This window comes from Streptomyces sp. CNT360, assembly GCF_000424785.1.
Genome location: NZ_AUKO01000001.1, coordinates 824,445 through 838,816, shown reverse-complemented (window position 1 = coordinate 838,816; position 14,372 = coordinate 824,445). Strand labels below are relative to the sequence as shown.

14 protein-coding genes are annotated in these 14,372 nt (G+C 73.1%); 5 read left to right on the top strand and 9 right to left on the bottom strand.

The features are described from left to right. Nucleotides 1-21: 21 nt before the first annotated feature. The 3 genes from H297_RS0103555 to H297_RS0103545 all read right to left on the bottom strand — a co-directional run bounded on the left by H297_RS0103555 (nucleotide 22) and on the right by H297_RS0103545 (nucleotide 3,714). Nucleotides 22-876: an arylamine N-acetyltransferase gene (locus H297_RS0103555; RefSeq protein ID WP_027735928.1), complete on the bottom strand. Its 855-nt coding sequence runs from the start codon at nucleotides 874-876 to the stop codon at nucleotides 22-24. 190 nt (nucleotides 877-1,066) lie between these two features. Continuing rightward, the gene (locus H297_RS0103550; protein ID WP_051351448.1) at nucleotides 1,067-2,785 is read right to left on the bottom strand and encodes a phospho-sugar mutase; all 1,719 of its coding nucleotides are present in this window, start codon (nucleotides 2,783-2,785) and stop codon (nucleotides 1,067-1,069) included. Between the two features lie 107 nt (nucleotides 2,786-2,892). After that, nucleotides 2,893-3,714: a purine-nucleoside phosphorylase gene (locus tag H297_RS0103545; protein ID WP_027735926.1), complete on the bottom strand. Its 822-nt coding sequence runs from the start codon at nucleotides 3,712-3,714 to the stop codon at nucleotides 2,893-2,895. Nucleotides 3,715-4,088: 374 nt separating this feature from the next. Between H297_RS0103545 and H297_RS34260 the strand changes: the two genes are divergently transcribed. After that, nucleotides 4,089-4,424: a hypothetical protein gene (locus H297_RS34260; RefSeq protein ID WP_158693633.1), complete on the top strand. Its 336-nt coding sequence runs from the start codon at nucleotides 4,089-4,091 to the stop codon at nucleotides 4,422-4,424. A gap of 57 nt (nucleotides 4,425-4,481) precedes the next feature. On the opposite strand, the gene H297_RS0103535 is transcribed toward H297_RS34260, so the two are convergent. Then, entirely contained in the window at nucleotides 4,482-4,919 is a 438-nt protein-coding gene (locus H297_RS0103535; protein ID WP_027735925.1) for a gamma-glutamylcyclotransferase family protein, read from the bottom strand. 99 nt (nucleotides 4,920-5,018) lie between these two features. Here H297_RS0103535 and H297_RS0103530 point away from each other — a divergent pair, with 99 nt between their 5' ends. Both H297_RS0103530 and H297_RS0103525 read left to right on the top strand, forming a co-directional pair. After that, the gene (locus tag H297_RS0103530; protein ID WP_027735924.1) at nucleotides 5,019-6,470 is read left to right on the top strand and encodes an NAD(P)H-quinone dehydrogenase; all 1,452 of its coding nucleotides are present in this window, start codon (nucleotides 5,019-5,021) and stop codon (nucleotides 6,468-6,470) included. Between the two features lie 166 nt (nucleotides 6,471-6,636). Next, nucleotides 6,637-7,557 carry a DeoR family transcriptional regulator gene (locus H297_RS0103525; protein WP_027735923.1) on the top strand — a complete coding sequence of 307 codons (921 nt, stop codon included), beginning with the start codon at nucleotides 6,637-6,639 and terminating at the stop codon, nucleotides 7,555-7,557. Nucleotides 7,558-7,652: 95 nt separating this feature from the next. Here the strand turns inward: H297_RS0103525 and H297_RS0103520 are convergent, their stop codons facing one another. Beyond that, nucleotides 7,653-9,440 carry an ATP-binding protein gene (locus tag H297_RS0103520; protein WP_027735922.1) on the bottom strand — a complete coding sequence of 596 codons (1,788 nt, stop codon included), beginning with the start codon at nucleotides 9,438-9,440 and terminating at the stop codon, nucleotides 7,653-7,655. 413 nt (nucleotides 9,441-9,853) lie between these two features. Here H297_RS0103520 and H297_RS0103515 point away from each other — a divergent pair, with 413 nt between their 5' ends. Beyond that, the gene (locus tag H297_RS0103515) at nucleotides 9,854-10,360 is read left to right on the top strand and encodes a hypothetical protein (protein ID WP_064744777.1); all 507 of its coding nucleotides are present in this window, start codon (nucleotides 9,854-9,856) and stop codon (nucleotides 10,358-10,360) included. Here the strand turns inward: H297_RS0103515 and H297_RS0103510 are convergent. The 4 genes from H297_RS0103510 to H297_RS0103495 all read right to left on the bottom strand — a co-directional run bounded on the left by H297_RS0103510 (nucleotide 10,335) and on the right by H297_RS0103495 (nucleotide 13,151). Beyond that, a complete protein-coding gene (locus H297_RS0103510; RefSeq protein ID WP_027735920.1) occupies nucleotides 10,335-10,961 on the bottom strand; it encodes a Maf-like protein in 627 nt (208 codons plus the stop codon). The genes H297_RS0103515 and H297_RS0103510 overlap by 26 nt on opposite strands. Before the next feature lie 76 nt (nucleotides 10,962-11,037). Next, nucleotides 11,038-11,175: a morphogenic membrane protein MmpB gene (gene mmpB / locus H297_RS43610; protein ID WP_199787132.1), complete on the bottom strand. Its 138-nt coding sequence runs from the start codon at nucleotides 11,173-11,175 to the stop codon at nucleotides 11,038-11,040. Between the two features lie 115 nt (nucleotides 11,176-11,290). Beyond that, a complete protein-coding gene (locus H297_RS0103500; RefSeq protein WP_051351447.1) occupies nucleotides 11,291-11,536 on the bottom strand; it encodes an acyl-CoA carboxylase subunit epsilon in 246 nt (81 codons plus the stop codon). 10 nt (nucleotides 11,537-11,546) lie between these two features. After that, nucleotides 11,547-13,151, bottom strand: a complete 1,605-nt coding sequence (locus tag H297_RS0103495) for an acyl-CoA carboxylase subunit beta (RefSeq protein ID WP_027735918.1) — start codon at nucleotides 13,149-13,151, stop codon at nucleotides 11,547-11,549. A gap of 296 nt (nucleotides 13,152-13,447) precedes the next feature. On the opposite strand from H297_RS0103495, the gene H297_RS0103490 reads away from it, so the two are divergent. Continuing rightward, the gene (locus H297_RS0103490; protein WP_027735917.1) at nucleotides 13,448-14,296 is read left to right on the top strand and encodes a biotin--[acetyl-CoA-carboxylase] ligase; all 849 of its coding nucleotides are present in this window, start codon (nucleotides 13,448-13,450) and stop codon (nucleotides 14,294-14,296) included. Nucleotides 14,297-14,372: the final 76 nt, after the last annotated feature.

Sequence of the window (14,372 nt, the reverse complement as noted above, 5' to 3'; positions counted from 1 at the left end):
TGTCCCACCCCGGCCCCGCCCTTACGCGGCCACGGCCTCCCCGGTGTCCTTCTCGACGCGTTCGACCAGGAGGCGGGCCTGAGCAGCGGGCAGGTCGACGCCGAAGACGCCGGCCAGCAGCTCGGGCAGCTCGTGCGGTGCGACGGTGCGCTCGGCGTCGGGGGAGAGGCCGGTGGCCGGCGTCGTCGTCCAGGTGAGGCCGTCGAGCTGGTCGGTGCGCTCGGCGCGGACCCGCTGCAAAAAGGGGCGGCGGTTGAAGGGGGAGTGGGAGCTGGTGGCGATGAAGTGGTTGCCCAGCGCGTAGTCCGCCGGGTACTGCGGGTCCTCGGTGAAGGTGTGCCGCGCCATCCAGGCGCCCTCGCCGTCCTGCTGGTGGAGGGCCCAGCCGGCGGCGCCGGGGGTGACCTCGGTGTGCCGCAGCAGGAACCGGCGGCCCTCGACGGTCGCCTCGCGACCGTCGGCCAGGTCGAGCACGTCCAGCGGGCTGGTGCCGAAGCCGATGTCGCTCAGCAGGCGGCGCCCGTCCACGGTGACGAGCAGCATGGCGTGCGTCGCCGGGCGTATCGCCGCCGAGCCCATCCGGATCCGCCCGGAGACGGCGGTGAAGTCGAACCCGAGGCGCTCCAGCGCCGCCGCGTACAGCACCACGTGTTCGTAGCAGTAGCCGCCCTGGCCGCGGCGCACCAGCTTGCCCTGGAGGTCGTCCAGATCGAGCGAGACCGACCGGTGCAGGTAGCTGTCCAGGTTGCCCCACCGCACCGACAGCACGTGCGCCCGGTGCAGCGCCCGCAGCGTCTCCAGCGAGGGGGTGCGCTCGCCCTGGTGTCCCAGCCGCGCCAGATACGCGTCGAGGTCCAGTTCCTCACCGTGCCACATGGTCGGTCCCTCCCTTTCCGGTGCAGCGGAGCCACGGAGGCGTCCATCGGCGCCAACCGGCGGGTGGAGGCAGCTATTCCGGTGTCCGGACGCCGAACGACGTAGCGTCCGCCCCCGGCGGTGCCGCTCGTGCGGCCGGTGCGCACCTCCCCCGGAACCGTCCGTGGTCCGCGCACGGAGGCCGCGGCCCCTACAGGCCCGTGGCCCGCTTCAGGTCCGCCTTGAAGCCGGCCAGGACGCGGGCGGCCCGTTCCCTGGCGGCGGGCAGGTCCGCGGCGTCGCGCACCGGGACGACGACCTCCAGGTAGCACTTGAGCTTCGGCTCGGTGCCGCTGGGACGGGCCACCACGCGCCCGCCCCCGACCCCGTCGCCGCCGGCGAGCCGGTAGCGCAGCCCGTCGGTGGGCGGCAGGCTCTCGGTGCCCTGGGTGAGGTCGTCCGTGCGGGCGACCTCCAGGCCGCCCAGCGTCGTCGGCGGCTCGGCGCGCAGCCGCTCCATCGCGGTGCCGATCAGCGACAGGTCCACCACCCGCACCGACAGTTGGTCGGTGGCGTGGACGCCGTACTCGACCTCCAGGTCGTCCAGCAGGTCGGTCAGCGTGCGCCCCGCCTGCTTGAGCTCGGCGGCCAGCTCCGCGACCAGCAGCGCGGCTGTGATGCCGTCCTTGTCGCGGACTCCCTGCGGGTCGACGCAGTAGCCCAGCGCCTCCTCGTAGCCGTACCGCAGCCCCTCGACGCGGGCCAGCCACTTGAACCCGGTCAGCGTCTCCGTGTACGGCAGCTCGGCGGCCTCGGCGATGCGCTCCAGCAGCGAGGAGGAGACGATCGTCGTCGCGAAGGTGCCCTTGGCGTGCTTGCGGATCAGATGAGTGGCCAGCAGCGCGCCCACCTGGTCGCCGCGGAGCATCCGCCAGCCGCCCTCGGCCACCGCGTCGGGGACGGCCACCCCGCAGCGGTCCGCGTCCGGATCGTTGGCGATGATCACGTCAGGGCGCTCGCCGTGCTCCGCCTCCCAGGCGCGCGCGGTCGCGTACGCGCACTCCATCGCGCCCGGTTCCTCCGGGTTGGGGAAGGCCACGGTGGGGAAGTCCGGGTCGGGTTCGGCCTGTTCGGCCACCGCCACGGGCGCTGCGAACCCCGCCCGCTCGAAGGCGGCCCGCGCCGTGCCGTGCCCCACCCCGTGCATCGCGGTGTGCACCACCCGCACCCCGCGCGGCGAGCCCTCGGTGAGGACGGCGCCGGTGCGCGCCAGGTAGGCGTCGAGCACGTCCCCGCCGAGCACCTGCCAGCCGGACTCCGCGCGGGGCACCTCGGTGAGCGGGCCGACGGCGGCGATCTCGTCCGCGATCTGCCCGTCGGCGGGCGGCACGATCTGCAGCCCGTCGCCCAGGTAGACCTTGTACCCGTTGTCGCGGGGCGGGTTGTGGCTGGCGGTCACCATGACCCCGGCAGCCGCGCCCAGGTGCCGCACCGCGAAGGCCAGCACCGGCGTGGGCAGCGGCGACGGCAGCACGGCCGCGCGCAGCCCCGCGCCGACCATCACGGCCGCCGTGTCGCGGGCGAAGTCGGTGCTCTTGTACCGCGCGTCGTAGCCGACGACCACCAGTGGCTGCTCATCCGCCTCGCCTCGGCGCCGCCGCAGGTGGGCGGCGATGCCGGCGGCCGCGCGGACGACCACCGCGCGGTTCATCCGCATCGGCCCCGCGCCCAGCTCCCCGCGCAGCCCCGCCGTCCCGAACTGGAGGGTGCCGGAGAACCGGTCCCGCAGCTCGTCCACGGCCCCGGCCCCGATCAGCTTGCCCAGCTCCTCGCGGGTGTCCGGGTCCGGGTCCTCGGCCAGCCAGTCACGGGCCCGCGCGAGCAGCGCCTCGTCGCTCTCGGGTACGTCGTCCCGCCGGCCGTCGCTCATGCTCTGTGTCCTGCCTTTCGGGGAAGCTGGGGAGGGTACGGGTGCGGTGCGGCCGACCCGGTGCGGCCCGGCCGGGTCCGGCTGCAATCCGGATCCGGGGCGCCGGATCAGAGGCGCTGGAGGACCTGGGCGAGCAGCGAGCCCATCCGGGTGGCCGAGTCGCGGCCGGCCTGGAGGACCTCCTCGTGGTTGAGGGGCTCGCCCGTCATCCCCGCGGCCAGGTTGGTGACGAGGGAGACGCCGAGCACCTCGGCACCGGCCTCGCGGGCCGCGATGGCTTCCAGGACGGTGGACATGCCCACCAGGTCACCGCCGATGGTGCGGACGAAACCGATCTCGGCGGGCGTCTCGTAGTGCGGCCCGGGGAGCTGGACGTAGACGCCCTCCTCCAGGGTCGGGTCGATCTCCTGGCACAGGGCGCGCAGCCGTGGCGAGTACAGGTCGGTCAGGTCGACGAAGGTGGCGCCGACGATGGGGGAGGCGGCGGTGAGGTTGATGTGGTCGCTGATGAGGACCGGCTGGCCCGGGCGCATGCCCTCGCGCAGGCCACCGCAGCCGTTGGTCAGCACGACGGTCTTGCAGCCCGCCGCCACGGCCGTGCGCACCCCGTGCGCGACGGCCGCGACACCGCGGCCCTCGTACGCGTGCGTACGGCCGAGGAAGACGAGCGCACGCTTGTCGCCCACGGCGTAGGAGCGGATCTTGCCGGCGTGCCCCGCGACGGCCGGCGGCGGGAAGCCCGGCAGTTCGGTGACGGCCAGTTCGTGGTCGGGCGCCCCGAGCGCGTCGGCCGCGGGTACCCAGCCCGAGCCCATGACGAGGGCCACGTCGTGGCTGTCCTCGCCGGTCAGGGCCCGCAGCCGGGCGGCGGCCTCCTCGGCGGCGCGGTAGGGGTCGTCGGGGGAGTGCGTAGTGGCTGAAGCGTTCACGCGACGAGGGTAGCCTTTTCTCGCCTACGCGCGTAGACGCGGGGCGCAACTCCGGACGAACACACGGACGAGAAGTGTGTGCGAGGGCCGCGATGTGTGCGTTCCGTGGCAACGGCCCGGTCTGCGGCAGCGCTCCGCCCGGTGCGGAGCCGCTTTGCGGGCGGCTGCGCTGTCCCTGTTGCCCGGGGTGCCCGGGTGGTCGCCTCGGAGCGGGGCCGGTGGTCCCGCGGGAGCCGGGGCGCGGACGCGCGGACGGCTCTACAGGAGCGCGGACGGCTTGCGCGGACTGCTGCGTGGAGCGCCGCTGCTCTTCCGCCATCTCGGACCGCCCGCTCCACTGGCACGACCCGCCCCTCCCGGACCCCGGTGAGGCGGTGACAGTGCTGGAGGCCGCGCTCACCGACCCCGCACCGGGGGCTGCCCGTGCGGCGGCCGAGGCGCTGATCGGGCTCGCCCTGCACGGCGACGACCCCGCCCTCACCGAGTGCTGCTGCCTGGCTGTCGGCGTCGGCGCTCCCTACGGCAGCCCCTGCTCGGGGCGGCCGGACGGTGCCTGGGTCACACCGCACGCCGGTTCGGGCGGCTCGGCGGCCGGCCCGCGCCCTCGCCGAGGAGCCGGCTGCCCGCGCGGGGCCGATCCCCAGGATGTGGACGGCCGGGCCCTGGACGGCCTCGACGAAGTCCGGCAGTACGCGCCGGTGCGGCCCTGAGACGGCGACCGGAGACCTCCTGCACCCGGGAGGGGTTCCGGGCGGCGCGGGCGCGCTCTAACAGGGGCGCTTGCGGAGCTCCATGACGTAGTCGTGCGGCGCTCCGGCCGACTCCGCGGCGTCGGCGACGTCGCCCAGGTAGCGGGCCGAGGGGAGGCCGCCCTCGTAGCCGTTGAGCACGTAGCACCAGGCGGGCTCCTCCCCGTCCAGCGTGTGCACCCGTACCCGCATCCGCCGGTATATGTCGAGGCCGACCCCCTCCCACCGGTCCATGGAGTCCTCGTCCATCGGGGCGATGTCGTACAGGGCGACGAAGACCTGCGACCGGGGCGCCTCGGCGAGGGTGGCCAGTGCGCCGTCCCAGCCCATGTGCTCGCCACCGAAGGTCAGCCGCCAGTCGGTGAGCCAGCCGGTGCCGCGGAGGGGGGAGTGGGGGGCGCGGCGGGCCATCAGGCGGGCGTCGAGGTTGCCGGCGTAAGCGGCGTAGAGCGACATCCCACGAGGGTACGGGACCCCCTCCCGGCGGGGTCCGGTCCGGGATCCGGTGGCGGCCCGGGCAGCCCCAGGTGCCCCGCGCGGGGCGGGTGCGGGACAATGGGTGCCGTGACTCGGATCGTGATCATCGGTGGCGGCCCCGGCGGATACGAAGCGGCCCTGGTAGCCGCGCAACTCGGCGCGGAGGTGACCGTCGTCGACTGCGACGGACTCGGCGGCGCCTCGGTGCTCACCGACTGCGTGCCGTCCAAGACCCTCATCGCCACCGCCGAGGTGATGACGAACTTCGACTCCTCCTACGAGGAACTGGGCATCCGCGTCGAGGACAAGACCCACGACCCCGACGACCCGGCCCGGGTCGTGGGCGTGGACCTCGGCAAGGTCAACCGGCGCGTCAAGCGGCTGGCCCTGGCGCAGTCGCACGACATCACCGCCTCGGTGACCCGGGCGGGCGGCCGGGTGATGCGGGGCCGCGGCCGGATCGAGCCGGGGCAGGCCACGGACGGCTCCCGGGCCGTGACGGTGACGGCGGCGGACGGCAGCCAGGAGAAGCTCACGGCCGACGCGGTCCTGGTTGCGACGGGCGGGCACCCGCGCGAGATACCGGACGCGCGCCCCGACGGCCAGCGCATCCTGAACTGGACGCAGCTCTACGACCTGGAGGAGCAGCCGGAGGAGCTGATCGTCATCGGCTCCGGCGTGACCGGTGCCGAGTTCGCGGGCGCCTACCAGGCGCTGGGCTCCCAGGTCACCCTGGTCTCCTCGCGGGACCGGGTGCTGCCGGGTGAGGACCCGGACGCCGCGGCCGTGCTGGAGGACGTCTTCCGCCGCCGCGGTATGGATGTGATGAGCCGGTCCCGTGCGGCCTCCGCCAAGGTGACGGACGACGACCGGGTGGAGGTCACCCTCCAGGACGGCCGGACGATCACGGGCACGCACTGCCTCGTCGCGGTCGGCGCGGTGCCCAACACGGCCGACATGGGGCTGGAGGAGGCGGGTGTCCGGCTCAAGGAGTCGGGCCACATCTGGACCGACAAGGTCTCGCGGACCTCGGCGCCCGGTGTGTACGCGGCGGGCGACTGCACCGGCGTCTTCGCGCTGGCCTCGGTGGCGGCGATGCAGGGCCGGATCGCGATGTACCACTTCCTGGGCGACACGGTGAATCCGCTGGACCTCAAGACGGTCTCCGGGAACATCTTCACCGACCCGGAGATCGCCACGGTCGGCTACTCGCAGGCCGACATCGACAAGGGCGTCATCGAGGCGCGGGTCGTCAAGCTGCCGCTGCTGCGCAACCCGCGGGCGAAGATGCAGGGCATCCGGGACGGCTTCGTGAAGCTGTTCGCCCGGCCCGGGACGGGCATCGTGGTCGGCGGTGTGGTCGTCGCGCCGCGGGCGAGTGAGCTGATCCATCCGATCGCGATCGCCGTTGACAACAATCTGACCGTCGAGCAGATCGCCAACACCTTCACGGTGTACCCGTCGTTGACGGGCTCGATCGCCGAGGTGGCGCGCCAGTTGCACACCCGCAAGCTGTCTGAGCTGCACTGAGTACGTCCGAGGTCGCCGGACCTGTCCCAAACGAACCCCTATACCACGTTCGGTGCCGCCGTACGAACAACTTCTGTTAATCGGCGCATACCGCTGAAACGAGACGGTCGTTGGCGTTACTGTCAGTTTCGTGTTCGCTGCGGAACGTCGTCAATTGATCCTTGAAATGGTGCGGGCCAACGGAGCGGTTTCGCTCCGGGAGCTCGCCCGCGTCGTCCAGACCTCCGAAGTGACCGTACGCCGGGACGTACGGGCCCTGGAGGCAGAAGGGCTGCTCGACCGTCGGCACGGCGGCGCCGTGCTCCCGGGCGGCTTCACCCGGGAGTCGGGCTTCCCCCAGAAATCCCAGTTGGCCACCGCGGAGAAGACGGCCATCGCCGACCTCGCCGCAGGGCTGGTCACGGAAGGCGAGGCCGTCGTCGTCGGGGCCGGTACCACCACCCAGGAGCTGGCCCGCCGGCTCGCACGGGTCCCCGGGCTGACCGTCGTCACCAACTCGCTGCTGGTGGCCCAGGCGCTGGCGCACGCCAACCGGGTGGAGGTGGTGATGACAGGCGGCACGCTGCGCGGCTCCAACTACGCGCTCGTCGGCAGCGGCGCCGAACAGTCCCTGCACGGGCTGCGGGTCTCCCGCGCCTTCCTCTCCGGGAGCGGACTGACCGCCGAACGCGGCCTGTCCACCTCCAACATGCTCTCCGCGAGCGTGGACCGGGCGCTGGTGCAGGCGGCCGGCGAGGTCGTCGTCCTCGCCGACCACACCAAGCTGGGGGCCGACACCATGTTCCAGACGGTGCCCACCGACGTGATCACCCGGCTGGTGACGGACGAACCCCCGCCGCACGACGACCGTGCCGAGACCGAGTTGCAGGCGCTCGCCGACCGCGGCGTCCAGGTCGCCGTCGCCGGTACGGGAGGGGCCGGGGCCCCGCCGCACACCGAGCGGGCCCGCCACGACGTGCCCATGCCCACCCCGCGGCGGGCCACCGCCCAGGGAGGGGGCCCGGGCTCTCCCGCGGCCCCCACCCACCTGCGGCCCACCCCGGCGCCGGGCAACCGCGTCGCGGACCTCGCACCAAGACGCCGCTAGCCCCGCCCTGCCACGGGCGCACCGCCCCGGTACGGGAGACGGCGGCGGGCCCGCACCTGCGGGCCCGCCGCCGTCTCACCGTTCTCGGCGCCTGCTCAGTCCTTGAGCTCGCAGATGACGGCTCCGGAGGAGACGGAGGCGCCGATCTCGGCCTTGAGGTCCTTGACGGTGCCGGCCTTGTGCGCGTTCAGCGGCTGCTCCATCTTCATCGCCTCCAGGACGATGACGAGTTCACCTTCCTCGACGACCTGCCCCTCCTCCACGGCGACCTTCACGATGGTGCCCTGCATGGGGGAGGCGAGGGAGTCGCCGGAGGCGGCGGAGCCGGACTTCTTGGCGGCCTTCCGCCGGGGCTTGCGGGCACCGCCCTCGACGGCGGCCCGCGCCAGCGGCATGCCCAGCGACGAGGGGAGGGAGACCTCCAGCCGCTTGCCGCCGACCTCGACGACGACCGTCTCGCGGGAGGCCTCGGTGTCCTCGTCCTCGCCGTCCTCGCCCGCCGGTGCCGCGAACGGCTTGATCTCGTTGACGAACTCCGTCTCGATCCACCGGGTGTGGACGTCGAACGGCTCGCCCCGGCGCCCGCTGATCTCGGGGGCGAACGCCGCGTCGCGGACCACCGTGCGGTGGAAGGGGAGGGCGGTGGCCATGCCGGTCACCTCGAACTCGTCCAGCGCCCGGGCCGCCCGCTGGAGGGCCTGGCCGCGGGTGGCGCCGCTGACGATCAGCTTGGCCAGCAGGGAGTCCCAGGCCGGGCCGATGACCGAGCCGGACTCCACACCGGCGTCCAGCCGCACGCCCGGACCGGAGGGCGGTGCGAAGGTGGTGACGGTGCCCGGGGCGGGGAGGAAGTTGCGGCCCGGGTCCTCGCCGTTGATGCGGAACTCGAAGGAGTGACCGCGCAGCGGCGGGTCGTCGTAGCCGAGCTCCTCGCCGTCGGCGATGCGGAACATCTCGCGCACCAGGTCCAGTCCGGTGACCTCCTCGGTGACCGGGTGCTCGACCTGGAGGCGGGTGTTGACCTCCAGGAAGGAGATCGTGCCGTCCTGTCCGACGAGGAACTCGCAGGTGCCGGCGCCCTCGTAACCGGCTTCCCGCAGGATCGCCTTGGAGGCGCGGTACAGCTCGGCGTTCTGCTCGTCGCTCAGGTAGGGGGCCGGGGCCTCCTCGACCAGCTTCTGGTGGCGGCGCTGCAGGGAGCAGTCACGGGTGGAGACGACGACCACGTTGCCGTGCTTGTCGGCCAGGCACTGGGTCTCCACGTGGCGGGGGCGGTCCAGGTAGCGCTCGACGAAGCACTCGCCGCGGCCGAAGGCGGCCACCGCCTCGCGCACCGCCGAGTCGTACAGCTCGGGGACCTCCTCCAGGGTGCGGGCGACCTTCAGGCCGCGGCCGCCGCCGCCGAAGGCTGCCTTGATGGCGATGGGCAGCCCGTTCTCCTCGGCGAAGGCGACGACCTCGTCCGCGCCGGAGACCGGGTCCTTGGTGCCGGCGACGAGAGGGGCTCCCGCGCGCTGCGCGATGTGCCGGGCGGCGACCTTGTCGCCCAGGTCGCGGATGGCGTGCGGGGGCGGGCCGATCCAGTTGAGGCCCGCGTCGAGCACCGCCTGGGCGAACTCGGCGTTCTCCGACAGGAATCCGTAACCGGGGTGGACGGCGTCCGCCCCCGAGTCGGCGGCGGCCTTGAGGACCTTGCTCATGTCCAGGTAGCTGGCCGCGGGGGTGTCACCGCCCAACGCGAACGCCTCGTCCGCCACCCGGACGTGGAGTGCGTCCCGGTCCGGCTCGGCATAGACGGCGACACTCGCGATTCCGGCGTCCCGGCACGCGCGGGCGACGCGGACGGCGATTTCGCCGCGATTGGCGATGAGCACCTTGCGCACGATGGCTCCCTCCTTGAAACAAGCTGAGTTTAGGTACTGGCGACACCTGACGCCGAGCCGCCAAAGGGGGTGAGCTTGCCCACACGGAGTGTCATGCGCGCCTCGCGCGGAACCGGATCTCCCCTCGTCATCCCACGGTACGCCGCATCCGGCCGCCGGATGTCCGCCTGCCGGATGTGGGCTAACTCTCTGTCGGAGTCGCACGGAAGAAGCCGCTGTCTTTGTGGAAACTCCACGAGACGGCGGGGGAATCTTTGCTTCGGTCGTTTCCCTTGCCCCCGCTTGTACCCGCCAGTAGCGTTCGCTCTGCCGCGCGCACGCGTACCTGGAGTAACCCGGGCGCGTGCAGCGGTGGGCCGCGCAACGGGCGGTCCCTGCACGGTAGATGCAAGCCTTGGGAAGGGGTGGGCGCGGTGGCAGGGCGCAGACGGGCGGTGGCCGCGGTGACGGCGTTGGTGCTCACGCTGGAGGCCGCCGTGCTCGTGGGTCTCAATCTCTTCCTCGGCAAGGTCGCCGACGCCCAGCAGATGTCGCTCGCCGGTATCGACCCGCGCGCCATGACCGTCTCCGCGGTGATCGGCGCCGTCCTCGTCGGCGGCTACGTGCTCACCTGCGCGCTGATCCTCGCCCGCACCGCGCTCCGTGACCTGCCGCCGCGCGGCTTCTGGCGCATCGTGCTCATCAGCTGCGCCGTCGTGCACGGCGTCCTCGGCGCCTTCTGCATCGGACTGGTCGGCTGGAGCGCGTTCGTGGTGCTGATGGTCGTCCTCGGCCTCATCGTGTGGTCCCTGACCTGGTACGGCGAGGCCACCGGGCGCCCCGCCCGGCAGGACGCCGACCGGCCGGAGGCCGACCAGCCGGAGGCGGGCCCGCAGCACCCCGCCCAGGGCGGGATCAGCGCGCCACCCACAGGTCCGTGACGGGGACCCCGAGAACGGCCAGCAGCCTGCGCAGCGTCGGCAGCGAGAGGCCCAGCACGTTGCCGTGGTCGCCCTCGATGCCGTCCACGAACGGGGCCGAGCGGCCGTCCAGCGTGAACGCCCCCGCCACGTGCAGCGGTTCGCCGCTGGCCACATAGGCGGCGATCTCCTCGTCCGACGGGTCGCCGAAGTGCACCGTCGTGGACGCCGTCACCGAGCAGCGCTCCCGCGCAGTACGCGTGTCGACGGCATCGACGACGCAGTGCCCGGTGTGCAGCACGCCGGAGCGGCCCCGCATGTCCCGCCAGCGGGCGGTCGCCTCGGTGGCGTCCGCCGGCTTGCCCAGCGCCCGCCCGTCCAGCTCCAGCACCGAGTCGCAGCCGACGACGAGCGCCCCCGCGGCCTCCGGGCGCGAGGCCACCGCCTCGGCCTTCGCCTCGGCCAGCACCCGGGCCAGTTCCGAGGGGGTGGCTGCCTCGACCGCGTCCTCGTCCACGCCGCTGACGACGACCTCGGGCGCCATGCCGGCCTGCCGCAGCAGCGCGAGGCGGGCGGGGGACGCGGAGGCCAGGACGAGGCGCGGTGAGTTCATGCGGGCCATCGTAAGGACCCGCCACGGCGCCTGCCCGCCCGGCCGGGGACGGGACGGGGCGCGTGCCCGCCCGGGTACGGCGTGGTCAGGAGTACGCCACCGACAAGAGCAGCAGCATCGCCAGCGCGGTGGTCACCAGCAGCACCCAGCCGAGGCGGTGCACCTTCTCCTGCGTCCTGCGCAGTTCCGGCGGCGGCTCGTCGTGGGGGTCGGACCACAGCATGCGGTCCATGGTGGGACGCCACCGGGGCCCGCGCCTGAGTACGCGTACTCAGATGTACGCGCACTCAGCCGCGGGCCCCGGCGAGGCGAGGGCGGCGCCGGTGCGCCGCGGGGGTTCAGGCGGGCCAGAACGTGCGGCGCCAGGCACCCGGTCCGGGCGCCGGCAGGGGGCGCGGCACCGTGCGGGCCGGGTGCGACCAGGCGTCCGCCTGCCGCTGCCCCTCCTCTTCGGGGGGTGCGGCCGTGGCCCGGACCCGCACCACGGCCAGCGCCGCGGCCAGCTCCTCCGGCGTCGGATTGCCCCGCACCACCCGGATGGGCGGCTCGGCGGCACCGGCGGACGTCTCCAGGGGCTCTGTCATCGCGGCCTCCTCACAGCGGGATGTTGCCGTGCTTCTTCGGCGGAAGCTGTTCCCGCTTGTTGCGCAGGGTGCGCAGCCCGCGGGTGATGTGGCGGCGGGTCTCGGCGGGGCGGATCACCGCGTCCACGTAGCCGCGCTCGGCCGCCACGTACGGGTTGAGCAGCGCGTCCTCGTACTCCTGGGTGAGCCGGGCGCGCAGCTCCTCCGTCTCCTCCTCGCCCTCGGCGGCGGCCAGCTTCTTGCGGTGCAGGATGTTGACCGCTCCCTGCGCACCCATCACCGCGATCTGGGCGGTCGGCCAGGCGAAGTTCAGGTCCGCGCCCAGGTGTTTGGAGCCCATCACGTCGTAGGCGCCGCCGAACGCCTTGCGGGTGATGACCGTGACCAGCGGCACCGTCGCCTCCGCGTACGCGTAGATCAGCTTGGCGCCGCGGCGGATGATCCCGTCGTACTCCTGGTCGGTGCCGGGCAGGAAGCCGGGCACGTCCACGAACGTGAGGACGGGGACGTTGAACGCGTCGCAGGTGCGCACGAAGCGGGCGGCCTTCTCGCTCGCGTCGATGTTCAGACACCCCGCGAACTGGAGCGGCTGGTTCGCCACGACGCCGACCGACTGCCCCTCGATCCGGCCGAACCCGGTCACGATGTTCGGCGCGAACAGCGCCTGCGTCTCCAGGAACTCGCCGTCGTCCAGCACGTGCTCGATGACCGTGTGCATGTCGTACGGCTGGTTCGCGGAGTCCGGGATCAGCGCGTCCAGCTCGCGGTCCTCGTCCGAGGTCTCCAGGTCCGCGTCCTCCGGATAGGCGGGCGGCTCGGAGAGGTTGTTCGACGGCAGGTACGACAGCAGCGCCTTGACGTACTCGACGGCGTCCTTCTCGTCGCCCGCCATGTGGTGCGCCACACCCGAGGTCGCGTTGTGCGTACGGGCGCCGCCCAGCTCCTCGAAGCCGACGTCCTCACCGGTCACCGTCTTGATGACGTCCGGGCCGGTGATGAACATGTGCGAGGTCTGGTCGACCATCACCGTGAAGTCGGTGATCGCGGGGGAGTAGACGGCGCCGCCCGCGCACGGGCCGAGCACCAGGGAGATCTGCGGGATCACTCCGGAGGCGTGCGTGTTGCGGCGGAAGATCTCCGCGAACAGGCCGAGCGCCGCGACGCCCTCCTGGATGCGGGCGCCACCGCCGTCGTTGATGCCGACGATCGGGCAGCCGGTCTTCAGCGCGAAGTCCATCACCTTCACGATCTTCTCGCCGTAGACCTCGCCCAGGGCGCCGCCGAAGATCGTGAAGTCCTGCGAGAACACGCACACGGGGCGGCCGTCGACGGTGCCGTAGCCCGTGACGACGCCGTCGCCGTACGGGCGGTTCTGCTCCAGGCCGAAGTTGGTGGACCGGTGCCGGGCGAACTCGTCCAGCTCGGTGAAGGAGCCCTCGTCGAGGAGGAGTTCCACGCGTTCGCGGGCGGTCAGTTTGCCCTTGGCGTGCTGTTTCTCCACGGCGCGTGCGGAGCCCGCGTGGACGGCTTCGGCCGTGCGGCGTTCGAAGTCCGCGAGTTTTCCCGCGGTGGTGTGGATGTCGACGTCGTCGATGTCGGGGCTGTGCGGGGACATCTCGGAGGGGCTCCTTACCTTCGCGGCGGCGCGGGGCGGATGGGCTACCGGGGCGTAGGGTATCGGCGGTCGCGGGGTTGCGGGGTGCGGCGTTGTGCGGCGTTGGACACATCCGGTCAGTGGTCGGGACCCGGCTTCGTGGCCGTCCCACCTGTGAGGGCTGCGACCCCGGGCTCAGGAGCCCCCTTCCGGCAAGGCTTGATCCCGTTGACTTCGCGGTGACGCCCCGGTGGTTGACCACCTTGGTGCGTCCGGCGGCTTTCCTGCGGGTCCGAGTCGGGCCATAGCCTGGGGGGATGACGGGTAATCGTTGGTCCGATCTCAGTCGTCCGCCGCTTCGTGAGGGGGCCCTTCGCAGGGCGCTCGTCGGGGGGGATTCGCTGTGGACGGAGGTGGAGGTCGCCGAGACGCTCGAATCGACCCATACCGAGTTGGTGGCGCGGGCCCGGGCGGGGGAGGCCGGGGACGGGGCGGTTCTCGTGGCGGAGGGGCAGACGGCGGCGAAGGGGCGGCTGGGCCGGGCGTGGAGTGCGCCGCCGAGGTCGGGGCTGTTCTTCTCGGTGCTGCTGCGGCCGGACCCGCCGGCCGAACGGTGGGGGTGGATCCCGCTGCTCGCGGGGGTGGCGGCGGCGGGGGCTCTCGCGCGCACGGCGGGGGTGGACATGGGGTTGAAGTGGCCGAACGACGTCCTGGTCACCGTGGGCGAGGAGGAACGCAAGGTCGGCGGGATCCTCGCGGAGCGGGTGGACGAGGAGCAGGTGGTGCTCGGCATGGGGCTGAACGTGACGCTCGCCGAGGACGAGCTGCCGGTTCCCACCGCCGGGTCGCTGGCGCTGGCGGGAGCGCGGGGTACGGACCGTGATCCGCTGCTGAGGTCGGTCCTGCGGGCCTTGGAGGACTGGTACGGCCGGTGGTCCGCCGCGGACGGCGACCCTTCGGCGAGTGCCGTGCTGGAGGCGTACGCCGCGGGGTGCGTGACGCTGGGCAGGACGGTACGGGCGATGCTGCCGGGCGGGGACGACCTGGTGGGGGAGGCGGTCGCGGTGGACGGCGACGGGCGGCTGGTCATCGCGACGGAGCAGGGCGTGCAGCGTCCGGTCGCGGCCGGTGACATCGTCCATCTGCGTCCCGCAACCGGTAAGTGAGGTAGCGCACAACTGCCGTATGGTGGGCAATCGGCGGTGACATCGGGTGCCACCGGGCACGGGTGTCCCCCCCGGC